Origin of the sequence: Catonella morbi ATCC 51271 (assembly GCF_000160035.2) — a bacterium.
Lineage (GTDB): Bacteria > Bacillota > Clostridia > Lachnospirales > Lachnospiraceae > Catonella > Catonella morbi.
The window spans coordinates 350168-370010 of record NZ_KI535367.1; the positions used below are offsets into that span (position 1 = coordinate 350168).

11 protein-coding genes are annotated in these 19843 nt (G+C 38.0%); all 11 read right to left on the minus strand.

Annotated elements, in window-relative coordinates; genetic code table 11:
* Positions 1 to 45: 45 nt before the first annotated feature.
* Positions 46 to 927 (minus strand): Hsp33 family molecular chaperone HslO, encoded by an 882-nt coding sequence (gene hslO / locus GCWU000282_RS05230; RefSeq protein ID WP_023353984.1) that lies wholly within the window; start codon positions 925 to 927, stop codon positions 46 to 48.
* A gap of 4 nt (positions 928 to 931) precedes the next feature.
* The gene (locus tag GCWU000282_RS05235; RefSeq protein WP_035039792.1) at positions 932 to 1699 is read right to left on the minus strand and encodes a class I SAM-dependent DNA methyltransferase; all 768 of its coding nucleotides are present in this window, start codon (positions 1697 to 1699) and stop codon (positions 932 to 934) included.
* A gap of 4 nt (positions 1700 to 1703) precedes the next feature.
* On the minus strand, positions 1704 to 5255 hold the full coding sequence (gene addA, locus GCWU000282_RS05240) for a helicase-exonuclease AddAB subunit AddA (protein ID WP_023353986.1): 3552 nt from the start codon (positions 5253 to 5255) through the stop codon (positions 1704 to 1706).
* Positions 5236 to 8637, minus strand: coding sequence for a PD-(D/E)XK nuclease family protein (locus GCWU000282_RS05245; RefSeq protein ID WP_023353987.1), 3402 nt, complete (start codon positions 8635 to 8637; stop codon positions 5236 to 5238). Before GCWU000282_RS05245 ends, addA begins: the two co-directional genes overlap by 20 nt.
* Positions 8638 to 8790: 153 nt before the next feature.
* Positions 8791 to 9039: an HPr family phosphocarrier protein gene (locus GCWU000282_RS05250; protein WP_023353988.1), complete on the minus strand. Its 249-nt coding sequence runs from the start codon at positions 9037 to 9039 to the stop codon at positions 8791 to 8793.
* A gap of 96 nt (positions 9040 to 9135) precedes the next feature.
* Positions 9136 to 9594: a divergent PAP2 family protein gene (locus GCWU000282_RS05255; protein WP_023353989.1), complete on the minus strand. Its 459-nt coding sequence runs from the start codon at positions 9592 to 9594 to the stop codon at positions 9136 to 9138.
* Between the two features lie 9 nt (positions 9595 to 9603).
* A complete protein-coding gene (gene dnaB / locus GCWU000282_RS05260) occupies positions 9604 to 10944 on the minus strand; it encodes a replicative DNA helicase (RefSeq protein WP_023353990.1) in 1341 nt (446 codons plus the stop codon).
* 1 nt (position 10945) lies between these two features.
* Positions 10946 to 11392, minus strand: coding sequence for a 50S ribosomal protein L9 (rplI, locus tag GCWU000282_RS05265; protein ID WP_023353991.1), 447 nt, complete (start codon positions 11390 to 11392; stop codon positions 10946 to 10948).
* Positions 11393 to 11407: 15 nt separating this feature from the next.
* Complete coding sequence (locus tag GCWU000282_RS05270) at positions 11408 to 13462, minus strand: DHH family phosphoesterase (protein WP_023353992.1); 2055 nt, start codon at positions 13460 to 13462, stop codon at positions 11408 to 11410.
* A 4-nt stretch (positions 13463 to 13466) separates the two neighbouring features.
* The gene (gene proB, locus GCWU000282_RS05275) at positions 13467 to 14267 is read right to left on the minus strand and encodes a glutamate 5-kinase (protein WP_023353993.1); all 801 of its coding nucleotides are present in this window, start codon (positions 14265 to 14267) and stop codon (positions 13467 to 13469) included.
* Positions 14268 to 14463: 196 nt separating this feature from the next.
* Positions 14464 to 19443 carry a Cna B-type domain-containing protein gene (locus GCWU000282_RS05280; protein ID WP_023353994.1) on the minus strand — a complete coding sequence of 1660 codons (4980 nt, stop codon included), beginning with the start codon at positions 19441 to 19443 and terminating at the stop codon, positions 14464 to 14466.
* Positions 19444 to 19843: the final 400 nt, after the last annotated feature.

Below are 19843 nucleotides of genomic sequence, written 5' to 3' on the forward strand. Positions count from 1 at the left end.
CGTATGAAATTAACACTAATATATGTCTGAACTGTGTTAGATTTCTTACCTAATTCCTTCTTTTATTAACTTTCCTATCTCTTCTTTTGAAAATTCATACTTTTTTCCACAAAATTGACAACATAATTCAACAGGTTTATCTTCTTCATAAAGCGAAGTAAGCTCCTTTGCTCCAATGCTAAGAAGCACCTGTTCCACTCTTTCTTCATTGCAATCACAAACAAAAGAAGTCTCTGCCTTATCTGTAATCTCAACTCCCAAATCTTCAAGTATAAAGGTAAGTATCTCCTCCGGAGTCATATCTTCATCAAGCATTCCGGTTACAGAAGTTACCATAGGTATTTTCTTCTCTATTGCATCTATGGTAGCATCACTCGCCCCCGGCATAAGCTGGATAATAAAGCCTCCCGCTCTTTTTACACTGTAGTCTCTTTCTACAAGCACACCTAAGGCTACCACGCTTGGTACCTGCTCACTTGAAGCAAAATAGTAAGTAAGGTCTTCTGCTATTTCACCCGAAATAAGCTTGGTTCTCCCTACATAAGGCTCTTTTAAGCCCATATCCCTGATTACCGTAAGCTCTCCGTTTCCTATGGCTCCGCCTACATCAAGCTTTCCTTCAGCCTTAAGCGGAATATCCACATCGGGATTAAAGGCATAACCCTTAACCCTTGCCTTAGAATCGGCAGTCACTACAAGACCGCCTATAGGTCCGTCTCCCTTTATCTGCAGAGTCAGCTTATCATCATCACCCTTCATCATAAGCCCCATCATAGAGCCCGCAGAAAGCAGCCTTCCAAGTGCCGCTGTTACCACAGGCAGGCTGTCATGGTGAAGCCTGGCTTCTTCTACCAGATTTTTAGTTGTGCAGGCAAAGGCTCTAACTTCCCCACCTGCTGCAACTGCTCTTACTACATAATCCTTCATAAGTTTACCTATATGTTTTTCCTTCCTGATATTTTTCCTTAGCTATGAAATAAACTCTCTCACTATCAGTTTTTGGAGCATCCTTAGAAAATGCATCATAGACAGCCACAAATTCCATCCCTGCTTCTTCCAAGGCTCCTTTTATATCCTCTATAGTATACCCCTTTTGGTAGTGAATTTCATCAAATCTTAAAAATCTTCCTTTTTCATCCTCATCATCTTCCAGATAAACAGTCAAATCATACTCATTGATTCTTTCTTCATTATCATAATAATTTTCCCAGATGAAGCTCATGTTTTCGCGATTTTCAGCTATGACATTCTCTCCCAGAATATGCTCATACTTATAAATGGTATTCATATCAAAAATAAAGATTCCTTTTGTATCAAGATAATTATTAACCAATTTAAACACTTTTACAAGATCAGATTTCTCTAAAATATAATTCATTCCGTCACAAATGCAGACAAAGGCAGCCACTGTACCATAGAGTTCAAACTCCCTCATATCCTGGCAGAGGTAAAGTATATCACTATCCTTTTCTGCTGCAATCTGCAACATTTCAGGTGAATTGTCTATACCTATCATATCATATCCGGTAGCCTTTAGTCTACCTGTGACACTTCCCGTGCCACAGCCAAGCTCTGCCACAAGGCCTCCTTCTACCCCATACTCCTTTAATAAGCCTGTCAGATAAGCTGTCCATTCGTCATAAGGAACATTGTCCATAAATTTATCATACACTTCCGCAAACCCTAAATAAGCCGCCATACCTTCACCCTTTCTCATCCTCTATCAAAATCTCTTTTCCAAGTGCAAATGAATATATAAGCTTTTCTTTCGGCATTTTCCCGGTTATTCTGCTTAAAGCCTCAGCATAGTTATCCAGCTGCAGCTTATATCGCCTTATAAGCTCTTCTTCACCCTGCTTCCCATATACCCTGTCTGTCTTATAGTCCACAAGAATTACATCTTCGTTCTCTGTAAACCAGGCATCTATGATTCCCTGTACCAGAACTGTTTCCTTTTCTGTGTTTATCTCCCTGTCAATGCCGATTACAAAGGGAGCCTCTCTGTAAAGTTTACTGTTAAGGAAAGCCTGCCTCATTCTCTTATAAAGATTGCTTTCAAAAAATTTTGCAAAATGTCTGAGGTCTATACTGCTTAACTCTTCATTTGTTATTTTTTTATCAATATTAAGTTTTGCAATATAATCCTTAAAAGTCTCTTTTCCGGATATATTTCCAAAGTCCATCCTGCTAAGTATGCTGTGGTAAAGTGTACCCCTTGCAGCCCCCTTGGTTTCCTCAGGCTCTTTGGACATAAAATCGGGGATATAAGGCTCAAATTCAGGTGCTTCTTTATGTGGCAGGTTATATACAGCTTCTCCGATTTCCTCTTCTTCCAGATGAAGCCTTTTAATTTCGGAAACCGTCATCTTGCTTTTTAACTCTACTGCCTCCTTAAACGGATATATATAATCTTTTTCTCTTGAAATCATTTCCTTTATGGCTTCGTAACCATCCGGTTCAGGGAGAGAAGAAATAAGCTTTGTAATATCACTTTCTAACACTTCTTTTTCGGCTGCTTCATCCATTTTTGAATCTACCAGCTCTTTTGCACACTGTACGGCAATGGTAAGTCTGCCTTCGTTTTTTTCTTTTATAAGTGCAGGCATTGCAAAGTCTAAGAGCGAATTTGCCTTTGAAAGTGACATATATCCCTGCTCGTCATGTTCCCAGGACACAAGCTTATCTTCCACATCTTCTAAACCTGCCGTAAGCAAAAGCTTGTCCTCCGCCCTTGTCATAGCCACATATAACAGCCTTATCTCTTCCGCAACATTTTCAAGTCGAATCTTTCCGGCAAGCATTTTTTTAAGAATGGTAGTCTTTTTCTCCCTTGTTTCTATATTAAAATAATCAATTCCGATTCCAAGTTCGGCCTGGATTACCATACTTGCCCTTGAATCCTGATTATTCATACTTTTTGCCATACCCGAAACAAAGACCACAGGGTACTGCAATCCTTTACTTTTATGTATGGAGAGGATTCTAACCGCCTCGGCACCGCCCGCTCCGGCTTCTCCAAAATCCACTTCGTATTTTCTAAGCTTGTCTATATATCTTACAAAATGTACTACCCCATGTAAAGAAGTAGCCTCGTAAGCCTTAGCCTTATAAACCAGCATATCCAGATTGGCAGCTCTGGTTTCACCCGAAGGCATAGCCCTCACATAGCTGTAAAAATTGCTTTCTTCATAAAGCTCTTTGATAAGTTCATGCACAGGGGTAAATATCAGCTTGCTTCTCTGTTCGTTAAACCAGTTTATGAATTTAAGGCTTTTTTCATTTTCTGAAAGGTTAAGTATAGTCCACAAATCTTCATCTTTGTTTGAATTTATACGAAGTTCGGCAAGTTCCTGCTCATCAAAGCCGCCTATAGGTGAGAGCAATACGGTTCCCAATGGCAGATCCTGATGCGGATTGTCAAGAATCTTAAGCAGGGATATCATCACCTGTACTTCCCAGGCAGAAAAATATCCTACGCTTGATTCGCAGATAGCAGGTATCCCTTCTGAAATAAGTATTCTTCTAAAGCTTTCCGCCCATTCCACATTTGTCCTGAGAAGTATAGCAATATTACTATATTTAAGCCCCTCTTTTTCTACCATCAGCCTCTTTATCCGTCCTGCCACCATATAAGCCTCAAGCTCAATATCACTTAATTTTAACAGCTCCTCAGGTATCTCATTCGATTTATCAAAAAGCAGAATCTCCGTCTTATTCAGTTCATTTTGAAGCTTATCATCCCTGCCTTTTACCAGCCTTGCAGCCTCATCATAGACTATCCCGCCTAAGGATTCTGTCATTGTTCTTTCAAATACCGCATTAACCGAATCAATTACCTCAGGACCGCTTCTGAAATTACTGTGAAGGTCTATTCTTTTACCCTTATTTCTCTGACTATATTTATTGTATTTTTCTATAAACAGCTCCGGTTTAGCCTGTCTGAATTTGTATATGCTCTGCTTTACATCTCCTACCATAAAAATATTAGGCTGTCCGTCAGCCTCCCTCGAAATAGAGGTCAGGATTTTTTCCTGCAAAAGATTGGAATCCTGATACTCGTCTATCATTATCTCCGCAAACTGCTCCTTATAAGCCTTTGCAGCGACAGATGGCTTTCCTTCTTCATCCAACAATACCTTTAGAGCCAAATGTGCCCAGTCCGAAATATCAAGCATATTTCTCTTATTCTTTTCTTCAATATATGCCTTATCAAATTTTCGAACCAATCTTATCAGTTCTTTCAGGACTCCGGCTGTAACCTTGCGGGAAGCTTCTATTTCCTCCACATTTTCTGACAAAAAATCTTCCTTTAACTTGTTAAAGCTCTCCTTATAGCCATCTCTGATACTCTTTGCCAGTTCTTTTTTCTCTTCATCCACATCTACTGTCTTTTTAGTCGAAAGTCTTGCAAAGCCCGTATTTTCTGCAAGAACAAGCAGATTTTCAAAACTCTCAGCCTTCATAAGTCCGGTAAACAGCTCTATATCAGAGCTTCCTGTACTTTCATACTGAACAGGACCATAGGGAGACAGGGATAATTTTACAAATCTCTCAGCTTCATTTCTAAGTTCAGCCAATACTATTCTACAGTAGTCTAACAAAATTTCTTCAAATTCCGAACCCTTAAAAGGCTCTTCCATTTTATTTATTTCCCTATCAAACCAGCTTTCTTTATCAGGCAGACTTTCGGAGAATCTGTATAATTGCAAAATCAGATCCTCAAGTATCTTATCGGATTTACCTCTGGCAAAATATTCTACAAAATTAATAAAATCAGCATGTCTTATTTCATACTCAGTTTCTAAAAGTTCTTCTAAAACTTTTTTTCTGATAATAACACCCTCGGTATCATCCAAGGTTCTCACACTCGGATCAATCTCAGCTTCCTTAAAATTCTCCATTACAACCTTTTTACAAAAGCTGTCTATAGTGCTCATGTGTGCTTCCGATAGCAGAGAATACTGTTTCATAAGTCTTAAAGAGATATCGGAGTTTGCATCTTTCGCCACTTCCTCTTCAAGCTTCTTTGAGATAGCAGCCCCTATTCTCTCCTTCATTTCTCCCGCTGCATCTCTTGTAAAAGTAACCACTAAGAGTTCATCTATATTTATAGGTGCCCTCTCGTCTAACAGCCTTCCCATAACTCTTTCTATAAGTACTGCTGTTTTGCCTGAACCGGCTGCCGCAGAAACCAGCATATTGTCGTCTCTGTGCTTTATTACAGCTAATTGTTCCTCAGTCCACTTTGGTTCCATTTTCTCCCTCCAGCTTATTGCTAAGCTCTGCAAAGAATTGTTTCTTATCTATTTTTCTAAGTCTGTTATAGTTATAGCCGTAAAGCTTAAGGTCAAAACCACAAAGCCCATTGTATTCACAATAATCACAGCCTTTTTCATTTCCGAGGCAGTAAGGTTTCGGAGTAATTTCACCCTTTAAGATTCTACTCTTAAATTTTTCTGTTTCCAGATCTGAATTGTCTATCAGCGCATTCATTTCCTCCCTGCTATAGAGTTTGGTCAGGCTGCTTGGTTCTCCGTCTTTTTTGGTTTTCAGCTTTATTACATCTGAATCAGCACCGGCCACAAGTCCCGAATTATCTGCTATTTTACTGTCAATCAGGCTTATATGGTGTTTGCCCTCAAGAGTAATTCCATCAAACCTCATACTCTTAATAACCGCCTCTTCTCCCCCACCAAAGTCTATGACAGGATCATCAATGTGAAAATAGTAGGCTCCAGAAGGAATAATGAGATTATTCTTATACTCCCTCCTTTTTCCGATTTCTTCCCGAATATACTTAAGGTAGGTAAACAACTGCAAATCCAGTCCATAATATGCTCTATCAAGGTCTAAAACCTTATTCCCCGACTTATAGTCAATAACTCTCATATATCGGACTTTGTTAAAGTCTGCAAATTCCTTGCTGTCTATAAGCCTTGTGCCATCAGGAAGATAATCTGACAATACGGAATCTATCCTGTCTATTCTGCCCTTAAATCCTTTGGTTACAAATTCTTCTTCGAAAGCCACAGGAGTAAATAAGCCTGATTTTATCTGCGTGAGAACTGTCCTCACTGCTCTGTCTGTAATTCTTTTAAGCCTTGTAAGCCGGTAATTATTTCGGAATGAAGCATTAAATATATCATCACCGTAATTAAAAGCCTCTGCAATACTTTCTGCCTGAATAGCCTCCCTGGTTTCTTCTGATATAGAGTTAAAACTTTCTCCCTTTTCTACTACCTTTTTAGCAAATCTCTCTAGGATTTCATGTAAAATATTTCCTATGTCCATAGGCTTTAGCTCAAATTCTTTTCTTTCCTTAAGCCTTAGACCATGTTTAATAAAATGCGCATAGGCACAGGAGCTGAACAGTTCAAGCCTTGTTACACTGCCTTTCAACTCACCGTAGAGTTCTGTTGCTATGTATTTTTCAAGACTGTTTCCATGTGCTTTTGAAACTGTACCCTCTATTATTTTATTATATCTATCATCATAATGGCAGTTATAATACTTTATCAGATTTATAACTGTACTATCTTTTAAATCCCTTTTTTTGATTGCGGATAATATTAATTCCATACCGCCGTCTTTTCGGATTTCATTTATTAAAGATACTTCCTCTGTCGGCTCTGAGACAATTTCCTGTTTGAACACAGCTCTCAGCCTGTTTATCACAGATGACGGTTTAATGGGTTTTCCTTCCATATTGGAGCTGCTATAAGAAACATACAGTCTCTCAGTCGGCTTTGAAAAAAGCATATAGATATAAAACTGCTCTCTGAAAGCCCGTTCTTTTGCTGTAGGTGCAAGCTCCACATTCATACCTGCAAGCTTTTCCTTCTCGGTATCGGTTATAATTCCTCTGGCTCCCACAGACTTAGGTACCTTTCCCTCGTTAAAGCCAAGACAGAATAATACCTTTATATCCTTAAGTCTGGTTCTTTCCACATCTCCGATTACAATCTGGTCAAGTCCAGGCGGTATAAAGCCGGCCTTCCCCTCTGAAAATCCTGACTCCAATATACTTCTGAATTCTTCTATACTAAGTTTCTCATCTCCCAGTAGCTCATACATTTTTTCAAAGACTGACATTACTATCCTGTAGCAACCCGCATACTCTCTTGCAGCTATCATTTTACCCTTTTCTTCAAAATCAGCACTTAGCTTCATAAGCCTCTCTTCACTTCCTGAGGCACTTACAAATTCATACAGGGCTTTTACAAAGTCTTCCGCCTTGGACTTTTTTGATTTTAAAATATCATAAAGAGGCTTAAATTCATCTACAAGAGTTACTCTCAAGCCCTCAGATATACTTTCTTCTTCAGAGGCTTCATCTTTTATAAAACTTGTCTGATATCTCCTAAAGCCTTTAATTCCCCTTCTCAATATATAATTTTCAAATATATCCACCTCATAAACATCCACATTGGCAAACCCACTGCGCAGATATCTCATTACCGCATCATAGGAAAAATTCTCCTCCACAACCAGCAACGAAGCTTTAATATATTCTACAAAAGGATTGTCAGCTATAGTCTTTTTACTGTCTAAAAAGCAGGGTACACCCTTAGATGAAAGTGTGTCCACCACCATTTCTCCATACTCTTCCATATCTCCCAAAACAACTGCAATATCCCTATAGCGCAGTCCTTCATCCCTCACAAGAGAAAGAATATCCGGTATGAGTCTTTCCACCTCTTCTCGTGGATTTTTACATACGTTTATTCTTACAGAATTTTCTGAATCTGTTTTTTTAACAGGATATCTGAAAATCTGCCTTTCAAGCAGGCTAAGTGCTTTTACCTTACCGCAAAACTCTGCTGTTACAGGTCTTGCAACTTCTACCCCTCTTTCTCCCGCAAGTTTGTTTATCTTGTTTATGGTATCCTTGCTTAAATGAAAGAGTCTGAACTTTTCATCTTCTTCACTGTAATAATCTTTTTCGGAAACAGTAAGTGTAAAAAGTAAATGCTCTGCCTTCACTAAGAGCAGATCTATAACTTTTAGCTGTACCGGAGTAAAGCCGGTATAGCCGTCAAAGCAGATAACAGAATTTTCCAAAAGCTTTGACCTGCTTATCTCATTAGCCAATACCTCTAAAATCTGCTCTGCCGAAATATATTTTTCTTTTTTATAATTATTAAATGCCCTGTACACAAGGGCTGCATCCTGAAGCTTTGCAGCCAGTACCGGTGATGAGGTTTTTTCCTTTATTTTGGTTAAATTATCGGGTGTAATTCCGTATTGCATAAATTCACTTAAAAGAGACTTTAAATCTTCCGTAAATCCCTGCTTTCCTACTGCATTTTTATAAAAACAAAGTTCTTCTTTAAGCCCCCCAAGCAGCTTTCTTATAACCATGTTCTTGCCTGTATCTTCAAGTATAAGTCTTTCTTTTATATTCAGCTCTTCAAAGACTCTGTAAGCAAGACGCATAAAGGAGAGTACATCTATGTTCATTATAGCTTTAGCTCTGCTTAAGCGAACTAAATCTTTTTGAGTTTGTAAGGTAAATTGTTCAGGCACTATTACAAAATAGTTTTTATCCGGATTTTTTTCTGCTTCCTTAACTATCTTGTTAAAACACAGTTCAGATTTACCTGTGCCTGTACCTCCAATAATATATTGAACAGCCATATCTCCTCCCCGTTGATTACATTTGACTCATACTTATTTTATAATTTTAAAACATTAGATAAAACTCTCTTAAAAAGTGTCTATTATACAAAAATGCCTGCTAAAAGCAGGCATATCTTTTCAATATTCACAAAAATTCCAATTAAATAAAAATTAGCTCCAAAAACCTGCTAAACTAGCGATGGCATCATCTTCATCAGCTCCATCTATCTCGATAACAAGTTCGTTGCTTTTAATAGCTACCAGAGACATAACTCCCATTATGCTCTTGAGGTTGATCCTCTTTTCGTCTGCAATAGCATAACTGCTGCTCTCATATTTACAGGCAGTCTGAACAAGCTCCGCAACCGCATCAGGCAACATAGCAAAATCCTTGGAAATAGTTAGTTCTTTTGTACGCATTTTCCTCTCCTTACAAATTCCTAAAACATCAACCTATCGTCCCAATGTTTAATCAATAATTTGGGTTAATTTGATTTTAACATGAATTATCTGAAATTACAAACAAAAATAAAGAATGGTTACAATAATTCCTAAACAGAAGCCGGCGAGCACTTGCATATGTGTATGTCCTACAAATTCTTTCAATTTTTCCTGTGGACTTAGTGTACTTTTACCGAGGTCTTCGAAGATTTTAACCAATTCATTTATCACTTTTGCCTGTTTGCCTGTTTCCAGCCTTACACCGCTCGCATCATGCATAACCACAATCGCTAAGATAAATGCAATTCCGAATACCGGAGAATCAAAACCTGTTGTCAATCCGGTCATAAGGGCTACCGAAGTTACTGTTGCACTATGTGAACTGGGCATTCCTCCGTCTCCGAACAGTCTCTCAAAATCCAGTTTCTTATTTACTATCCGGTAAATCAGAAGTTTCAGGCATTGGGCTGTAGCCCAGCTTACAAGACCTGCGATAATTATTTTGTTTGTTAAAATCTGAGATATATAATCCATGTAGTACCTCTATTGTTTCTCTCTTTCAATATTGACAAACTTGGTAAGCTCACTCTTCCAGCCAAGTCTCACTGTTCCGATAGGACCGTTTCTCTGTTTTCCTATTATAATTTCGGTAACTCCGGGGGTTTCTGTATCTTTATTGTAGTACTCGTCCCTGTAAATAAACATAACCACATCCGCATCCTGTTCTATAGCACCTGATTCACGAAGGTCTGAAAGCATAGGGCGTTTATCGTCTCTCTGCTCCACCCTTCTTGAAAGCTGTGAAAGCGCAATTATCGGTGCATTTATCTCCCTTGCAAGTGCCTTCAAAGAACGGGATATTTCTGAAATTTCCTGCTGTCTGGACTCTGTCTGCTTACTGCCTGTCATAAGCTGGATATAGTCAATCATAACCAGTCCCAGGTTCTTCTCAAGCTTTAGCTTCCTGCATTTACTTCTAAGCTCTGTAATAGAAATTCCCGGCGTGTCATCAATAACCAAATTGGTTTCACCGATTATCCTTGCACTGTCTACAATGTCTCCCCATTCCCGGTCTGACAAATCACCTGTTCTAAGTTTTTGGGAATCTACCCTTGAATTCATGGCAAGAATTCGCTTTGCAAGCTGTTCCTTTGACATCTCCAGCGAGAAAATGGCCGTAGTTACATTTTTCTTGACTGTTACATATTCAGCTATATTCAGAGCAAAAGCCGTCTTTCCCATAGACGGTCTTGCAGCAATAAGTATCAGGTCGGAATTCTGAAGTCCTGCCATCTTATAATCCAAATCGTGAAACCCTGTAGGTATTCCCGTAACAGTTCCACCGCTTTTTGAAGCCGCCTCAATACTCTCTATAACCGATATAATTACCTGCTTTATATCTGTAGCATCAGATACCTGCCGTTTTTGCAGCAAATCGAAAATTTCCTTCTCAGTAAGTTGTAAGATATCTTCTAAATTTGATTCTCCCGCATAACAGTTCAAAGAAATTTTCTCCGCAACTTTAATCAGCTTCCTAAGCAAAGAATTCTTGTACACTATTTCCGCATGATGAGCTACATTTACGGAAGTAGATACAGCCATTACAAGCTCCCCAAGGACATTCATTTCTATAGCCCCCAAAGGCTGATTCATTTCTTTTATTCTGTTTTCTATGGTAATTATATCAATGGGCTTTCCCTCTTTTTCAAGTCCGGTTATTGCTGAAAATATAAGGCCATACCTCTTATCATAAAAATCCTCTGCCTCAAGAATTTCAGCAACCGTAATTACAGTTTCAGGGTCCAGTATCATGGAACCTATTACCGATTGCTCTGCAGATTTGCTATGAGGCGGGGTTTTCTTAATCAGCTCCTCTTCTGCCATCTTATACCTCTTCTTTTACCTCTACAGTAAGCTCACCTACTACCTTAGGGTGAAGTTTAACCTGTATTTTATAAGTTCCGGCTGCCTTTATGGCATCACTTACCATCTTCTTTTTATCTATTTCAAGACCGAACTGTTTCTTAGCCTCATCCGCAATTTCTTTGGTAGATATCTGTCCGAACACCTTACCTTCCTTGCCTACCCTAATTGAAAGCTTAACCACCTTATCTTTAAGAGCAGCCGCAACAGACTCTGCCTCTGCTAAAATCTCAGCCTGACGCTTTTCTTCATTTAACTTCTGCTGTCTGAGATCATTTAAGTTCTTAGGAGTAGCTTCTGCCCCGAGTTTCTTTGGCAGGATAAAATTCCTTGCATAACCGTCATTTGCCTCTACAAGCTCACCCTTCTTTCCAAGATTCTTTACATCCTGTAACAATATAACTTTCATTTCTTCCTCCTTTTATTAACCCTTTTTATCATCAACATCTATCACCAAATCCAGTGCATCCTTAACAATTTTCTCAGCTTCTTCTATAGTTACGTTTTTAGGCTGAGCACCTGCTACTGAAAGATGTCCGCCGCCACCTATACTTTCCATTAATGTCTGTACATTAAATTCGTCAATTGAACGTGCTGATATATAGATTTCACCCTCACAAGGTGTAAATACAAAAGAAGCCTTCACATTCAATATACCCATAAGTTCGTTAGCTACTTTTGCACCCAGGATAACCCGGTTTTTATCCTTAATGTCCCCTTCGGTATTTCTGGCAAAAGCGAAATAATCCCTGTATATTTCAGCAGAACTTGCTATCTTTGACTTAAGCTTAAATTCATCCATTTCGGTTCTGAATGCTTTTCTGATCTTAGTTACATCAGCACCGTTTCTTCGCAGGAAAGCTGCCGCCTCAAAAGTCCTTACTCCGGTCTTTGTAAGGAAATTATTGGTATCTATCATAATACCGGAGTACATAGCCGCTGCCTCGGTAGACGTCATTTTAACGTCCAGGTCTATATACTGCAAGATTTCCGCTACCAGCTCACAGGAAGATGAAGCGTATTCTTCAATATATGAAAGTACTGTATTATTAATAACGTCTTTACCCTGTCTGTGATGATCAAGCAATACTATGGTATTTACCTTGTATAAAAGCTCTTCACATTCAACAAACTTTGGATTATTGACATCAACCACAACGAGCATGGTATCCTTGTCTACCATTCCCAAAGCCTGCTCACCTGTTACAAAAAGTTCCTCACCGTTTTCGGAAGTAGCCTTCATCTTATCTATAGTAGGAGCTATTGAACTTGAAATATCGTTTATTACTATATGTGCCGTAGTATTAAAAGTCCGGCATATACGGTAAACTCCAATAGCCGCACCTATAGCATCGGTATCGCTGTTCTTATGCCCCATAATGAGGACATTGTCTTTTGCCTCTATAAGTTCGCTTAGGGCATGTGCCTTTACACGTGCCTTTACTCTGGTATTGGTTCCGGTTCTTTGGCTTTTGCCGCCAAAATAGGTTATATTATTTTTTTCTTTAATTACTACCTGATCACCCCCGCGTCCAAGCGCCATATCTATAGCGGCTCTTGCAAAGTCCGAAGACTGGGTATAGGATTCCTTTGAAATACCTATTCCAAAGGAGAGGGTAACAGCCATATCATTTCCTATATTTACACCTTTCACCTCATCAAGGATGGAAAATCTGTCATTTTTTAACTTTTCTAAATATTTATTTTTGAAAATAACTATATACTTATCTTTTTCAAGTTTCCTTGTAACAGCATCTATACTCTGCATAAATTTTGTTATCTTCCTTTCTACAAGAGCAGAAAGGAGTGAACGTTTTACATCATCTATGCTTTCAAGCGCTTCTTCATAATTATCTATGTAGAGAAGCCCCATTATCATTTTATTTTCGCTGTTCTCTCTCTTTAATTCATTGATTTCGGTTATATCATAGAAAAACACTGAAATTCCACCATTCCAAGCATCCCCCTGCTTTTCCGCTTCCTCCGCTTCGGTCTTTCTTCTAAATACTACTCTGTACTCTTTGCCATCCTTTTTTGCTATTATTTCTATGTCGCTTTCTTCTACGGAACTCAGTTCATTTGAAAATTCCGGAAAAAGCTCTAAAATGGATTTTTTGTCAACATTATCCGAATTGGCAATATCATAAAACGCATCATTACACCAATGGATATTTCCTCTTTCATCCACCACAGCATAAGGCACTTCCATCTCATTCAGTCTGGCTGCCTCTATCTTGGCGATATCCATTGCATATCTGACCATCTCGGTTTTAAATCCGATTTTTCCAAATATATATATAAACACCGCAAACACAACATAAACCATAAGAAACAGTGATATAAGTATGGCTATATCCGCGTTAATCATGTAAATAGCCGCATTCATAGCAATTAAAACAGTAGATAGAATCATAGGCCAGGCAAAATAAAATTTTAGCCTGTTTGAAACTGCCTGTTTGTTTTGTTTATCAACTTTCACAATATTATCCTTCCTTACCTACAAAAAGAGTCCCGATTTTCTTTCCGTCTATTATATCATAGATTTTCTCAGGCTCCCTTCCATATATAATAAGAGTATCTATTCCATTATCTGTAGCATGACTTGCCGCATCAAGCTTTGAAATCATTCCACCTGTCCCCCTTGCACTGCCCGCACCTCCCGCAAGGCTTAAAACCGTTTCATCTATATTTTCTACACGGCTTATAAGCTTAGCCTCTGGATTATCTTTGGGATTACAGTCATAAAGCCCTTCAATATCAGAAAGAATAATCAGTTTACCCGATCTGATTACATTGGCAACAATGGCCGAAAGCATATCATTGTCACCGAATATCTTCTTCTTTGAAATAATCTCGTTATAGCTTAGGGAGTCATTTTCATTTACTATAGGTATCACTCCGTTTTCAATAAGTGCCTCAAGGGTATTGGACAGATTTTCCCCTTTTTCAGACACCTCCAGGTCATCACTGGTAAACAAAATCTGGGCTACTAATTTTCCGTATTCTCCGAAAAATTTATCATAAATATGCATAAGACCGCACTGTCCCACTGCTGCAGCCGCCTGCTTCATCCTGGTCTCCGTAGGCTTTTCCGGCAGCCTAAGTTTATTTACTCCAAGTCCGATAGCCCCTGAGGATACCAAAACCACTTTATAGCCCATATTGTCAATTTCCGCAAGTACTCTGCACAGCCTGTCAATTACCCTGAAGTTAATACTTCCGTCTTCATTGGTGATTGTTGAGGTTCCGACTTTTACAACTATTCTTTTTTTATCTAAATTCATAGCTCTCACCTCTCAGCAATTGTCATTTAAATATTTAATATAACACAATTTTTATTTTTTTTCTACTATAAGGTTTTATCAGTTTTTGGCATTACAAATCAAACACAATTATTTTGGCTTAACATTATTAAACCCCCTCCCAATCGGGAGGGGGAAGATTAGACTGCGCATAGCAGTTATTCATTTTTGTCAGAATTTAGTTTTTTCTTTTCTTAAATACAAGGCCTAAACCTATAAGTCCGAGACCGATGATACCAAAGAAATCTCCGGCTGTTCCACCCGTCTTTGGAAGTGCTGCCCTTCCTTGAGGGGTTTCATCTTCACCAATATCGGTTGTACCCTGAGGTGATGAATTATCGGCACCATCCTTTGCCTTTCCTTCAGGAGTATCATCTTCATCAATCTCAACAACTCCGTCATCATCTGCGTTGTCTGCACCGGTGTTATCTGCCTCAGTATTTGTCTTATCTGTATTAGCATTTCCCTGAGGAGTAGTGTCATCAGGTACATCTACTGCCGGCGTATTATTGCCGGGTGCCGGCGGATTTGGATCAAATCCTGGAATCGGTGGCACTATAATCCCCCCACTATTATTTGCAGTAAATGAATTCTTAACCACAATTTCTTTATTGTTTACAGCATTAACCGATATTTCAACAGAATATTTGCCGTTATTTATTGTTCCTGTGGTATAAAGTATTGTCTGAGTAATCGGATCAACAGTATATCCCACACCTGCTAACGGATCAATACCAACTGCTGTTCCATCAATCTTTGTCTCAAATACATAGTAAGTAAATTCTTCTCCATTTTCATCTGCTCTTGGCTGATCCTTGAATTCTACAGTCCAATTACCACCTGCACCTGTTAAGGTTCGACCGGTTACTTCCTTAAGTTCAGCACCTTCCCTTTTGTAAAGAGTAAATTCAACAGGTTTTCTGTTGCTTTCTGAAACAGTTCCCCAGTCTTTCCTTGCAGTAATGTCAACCAGATTTACATCATTTCTGATAACAATATTTTCTGTTCCGTCACCATCTACAGCAACATCGTACTTTCCGATTTTGTAGCCATTCTGAATATCACTTAATGTAACATCATTCTTCATTTCATCAGCTACAGCTACTTCGGCTACATGGTACTTGATCTCCTTACCGTTGTTATCATATTTATCAAGTCCCTTAAATCTTGTCTTCCACTTAGCTGAATTTAATTCTACAGGACTTCCTACAGCCTCTAAAACGCCTCCTGTTTCTGCATACAACTGTACTTTAACAGGCTGAACATATCTCGCAAGTGTATGAGCTGACCACTGCTTCTCTACATTTAGCTCAGTAAGCTTTTTATCATTTGAATTCTTTATAAAGAATGTCCTGTCCTCCGGCTCCTTAACCAAGACATCATACTCACCTATCTTGTACTGAACGGTTTCAAGATTATTTGAGTTCAGTATATTCTGAATCTCATCTTCTGTAAGTTCTGTACCACCAATGGCTGTTTCAAGCACATAATAATCTTCCGCAGCAGCAGGCTTGTTAAAATCAGTCTCTAAAACATAACCACCTCTTAGTTTCTTAAAATCACTTGTTTCTACCCATTTGGACGGTTCCGCAGGAGTGCCTATAGTCTTCTTAAATACTTTAACTGTAACTTCCTTATTACCGGGATTTACCATCCACTGTTTCACAACTTTTATCTTGTCTTCAGCAGGAACAGTTAATTTAAAACTGTTTTTAATTGTAACTGTAGTTGTTTCCTTGATGTTTTCCTTATCTACCACGATATCATACAGTTTTTTAAGATCATCATTAACTTCTGCACCATTGACAGCAGTCTCTTTTACTGTATAACCGTTTTCAAGGTAAGGAAGGTTGGTAAAGGTGTGCTGCCAGCCATTTCCTTCATTTAACTTTACAGAATCCACCTCTGTCGCACCGTTAAATATAGCTGCTTCAACAGACTTTTGCTCAGGCATTGGTACATTGGCATCCCAAACCTTTTTAACAGTTATATCAATCAGCTCTGTATTTGTAAAGGTAATCTTTTTAGGTATTGCAAGAGTTTCTCCCTGTAAAAGTTCAGACAGCTTAACGGTATGAGCTGTTGCATCAGCTGCAAAGCCTTCTACAGGTGTCTCTGAAATCTTATATTCTATAGGATTGCCGTTTAAATCATAAACAGGAAGATTGAACTTCTGTATCAAAGATCCATCATTATTCGGTAAACTGAACTGCCTGCTGTTTACTCCCAAATATTCAAGCTTAAAGTTAGCCAGACTATTTGCTACAACAGCCGGATTTCCAAACCATTTTTTCTCAACTTCCAACCACCTTTTAATTCTGGTATTTGTGAAGGTTACTTCAATCTTATCATTCTCTGTCTTAGATTCTGATGATGAAGTAAAGGCTTTAGATAAATTCACTTCATTTACAGTATATTTCTTAAGCTGTCCTGTTACCTTGTCCCACTTTGGTAATTCTATTGTGGTACTCCAAGGATCATTATTTAAGATAATGTTATTAGCCGCTTTATTTCCTGTCTCATCTTTAACTTCAAACTCAGCATTTGTTCTTCCATCGCCTACCCACTTCTTTTTAATAGTCAGCTTTATAGTATCGTTTTCCAGTCCGGTGTAAGTATTAACAATTTTATATTTCCACGGATAAGTAACCTTAAATTCTTTTCCGCCTATTGAAATTATACCCGCATTGTTAACCCCTTCTTCAATGGCTGCATACTCTATAGGGGCACCGTCAGGTGTAGTTGTAGGCACTTCAAATTCAGCTGTTGTCCCACCCTTATTAATTGCCTTTGTCTCTGTTACTTCATAAGTCCCGGCTTTACCTGAAAGAACAGCATTTATTTCTTTAATAAATTCATCAGGAGTTACTCCCCAGTCCTTTGTAACTGTAATCTTTTGTAATACCCTTTTGTTAGTAAAGGTCGGATTTGTATTGTTAGCATCAACGGGCGCTCCGTTTGGTTTGTCGGAAGTAAAGCCTGCATTATTATTTTCTTCTGTTACATTGTATGATGCCTCAGTTCCATCAAAATAATATTTAGGTAACTTAATAGTTTTTTTCCAAGTTGTCTTATCAGTTTCCTGTGTTGGTACATTATTATTAGTATCCAAGGTTACAGGAATTACATTTCCTTTTCCGTCTCTAAAGTTAAATTTAGCTTCTTTTGCAGACTCACCTTTCCAGCCTTCCCATATCTTAGTCAGAGTTACTGCAAAGGTAGCATTTCCCGGATTGCTACATTTATTTGTTATTTTATATATACCATTAACTGTCTCATACTTTACTTCAAAGTTAAAGTTACCATAAGTTAATTTACCACCTTCTTCGCCTACTTCTTTAGCAGTGTAATTAATTTTGTTCCCGACAGGGCTGTATTTATCCAACCCGGCAAAAGTTACTTCAGTATTTCCGTTTGATATAGTAGCTGTTTTGCCGTCAATCTTCTTTCCATCGGCATAAAGCTGTACATTTACATCAAACTTCAATTCTTCCGGTGTACTTGCCCAATCTTTTTTAACTGTAAATGAGGTTTTTTCTGTACTTTTATTTGTTACTTTAAATGTTAAAACACCGTCAGAAGATTCAGTTTTTGTAATCTCTCCTATCTTTTCATAGTTATTTCCGGCAGGTTCTGCTACATTATATTCTATTTTAGATCCGTTTTTATATTTTGGTAAATTTTCAAGCTTTCCTGTCCAATTATCATCTTTTTTTACTGTTATACTATAATTTTCAGAGGTTTTAGGGATAACTTCAAGTGTAAGTTCATTTAGACCATCCGGCACTTTGTTACCTACCCACTTTTTATTCACAACAATAGAAGTTGTTGCCCTGTCAGACCTAATCTCAGGAACATTAAAGTCCATTTCCTGTCCGTTTTTAGTCGGTAATAAGGTAGTTTTCCCGTTAGCTTTGTGGAACTCTCCATCTTTCCAATTATCCTTAAGCTTGACCTTATAACTAATAATTAATTCTTCATCTTTACCTAAGTTTATATTTCTGACCGTAATAGATTTATCTGAAATTTCAGGACTAAGGTTTTCACTTTTACCTGACAGTTTTACACTGTTTACTAAGCAGTTCACATACTCGCTCATATTATCTGTTATAACACCCTCAGATACTTTCTTTTGCAATTTCTCTGCGATGTCATCCAAGATTTTATCCAGCTCTCCTGCTACAGCACCTGCTTTCAGGTATTTTCCGCTTGTTGCCAACTTATTCATTATAGACTTAGCTAAATCATTATTTTCTATGTCTATACCTACTGTAATTATCTCAGTGTTATTTTTTATTGTATCGGCAGCTTTTAATGTAGCGTTTTCAAAATAATCATCCATTAAATTAAATGGCCAACTTACATGCCCCCAGCCTTTTCTTTCCTTGGTTCCATTTCCAAAGCCTCCGTTTATCAGCTTTACAAGATAGTTTCTATGGGCTGAATTATATCCTTTTCCGAGCCATTTAAATGCATTCCCATACCATTGCTCATAACCTTCTTTTTTAGTAGCAGGATTATAAATCCTGTAAAATCCCCCCTTATCAAAATTAGGATGTTCGCCATTAGCATAAGTAGGCTCCCCATCCCCGATTACTACCATAACCTTTTTATGTTCAGCCGGTGCGCCGTTAAGCACAGTGGCAGCTTTTTCAAGACCCTGCTGAGTATAGGTTCCACCATCCGCTTTTAATCCTTTAATAGCATTTTTGAGAGTTGTAACATTTCTTGTCAAACCACTCTTTATCTCACCTTTTTCTGCAAAAGATACTATTCCTATATTAACATTGTTATTTTGCGGAAGTAATTTATCCACAAAATTATTAGCAGCCTTTTTGGCATTTTCAAGTGATTTTCCCTCCATACTGCCTGAAGTATCCATAACCAAAACAATATCCAAAATTTTATTGTTTTGAACTACTTCGGTGCTTCCTTTAACTTTAAGTTCAATATCATATGTACCGTCAGCTGCGTTATATCGTGTAACTTTTTTACTGATGGTTACGCCATTTTCTTGCTTTTCACTGCCATTTTTATAATATTCATCGGGACCTGCCTTTACAGCGCTTGGATTAATCCCTCCAAGCAGATTAATGACCATCATCAAGACCATAAATCTTGCCAGTAAGGAACGCACCATTTTCCTCTCGCTTCTCATAGTTCTACCTCTTTCTTTTTAGATATATTTTACAAGGTATATTGATAACCGACTTATTCCCATCCGGCAACGTACACCTTTGTGTCCAAAAAATATTTTACTTTATTATGGTTTTTTATAATATATTGCCCTTTTAATGTATACAGTTTTGCTATATTTGGGTTTTTTATAAAAAAATTATATATTTTAATTAATAGATTATAACCATTTAAAATACCTAAGAATCACATTATCAGTAAGATGATTTTAATGCTGTAATGCGTATTTTTCAATAGACTTGTGCCGGATTGCCTTTTTTTGTGCTGAATTGTATTTTTAAAACTTCAACTTATGGTATAATGTATACTGGAAAGGTTTAAAAAAATGAAAACTACAGGTTTTTGTGTTTGCTCCAATAGCC

Coding starts and splice junctions, on each gene's coding strand:
- proB (WP_023353993.1), bottom strand. CDS start 14,267: ATGAATTTAGATAAAAAAAGAATAGTTGTAAAAGTCGGAACCTCAACA.
- GCWU000282_RS05250 (WP_023353988.1), bottom strand. CDS start 9,039: ATGCGTACAAAAGAACTAACTATTTCCAAGGATTTTGCTATGTTGCCT.
- GCWU000282_RS05245 (WP_023353987.1), bottom strand. CDS start 8,637: ATGGCTGTTCAATATATTATTGGAGGTACAGGCACAGGTAAATCTGAA.
- GCWU000282_RS05235 (WP_035039792.1), bottom strand. CDS start 1,699: ATGGCGGCTTATTTAGGGTTTGCGGAAGTGTATGATAAATTTATGGAC.
- hslO (WP_023353984.1), bottom strand. CDS start 927: ATGAAGGATTATGTAGTAAGAGCAGTTGCAGCAGGTGGGGAAGTTAGA.
- GCWU000282_RS05280 (WP_023353994.1), bottom strand. CDS start 19,443: ATGAGAAGCGAGAGGAAAATGGTGCGTTCCTTACTGGCAAGATTTATG.
- GCWU000282_RS05255 (WP_023353989.1), bottom strand. CDS start 9,594: ATGGATTATATATCTCAGATTTTAACAAACAAAATAATTATCGCAGGT.
- addA (WP_023353986.1), bottom strand. CDS start 5,255: ATGGAACCAAAGTGGACTGAGGAACAATTAGCTGTAATAAAGCACAGA.
- rplI (WP_023353991.1), bottom strand. CDS start 11,392: ATGAAAGTTATATTGTTACAGGATGTAAAGAATCTTGGAAAGAAGGGT.
- dnaB (WP_023353990.1), bottom strand. CDS start 10,944: ATGGCAGAAGAGGAGCTGATTAAGAAAACCCCGCCTCATAGCAAATCT.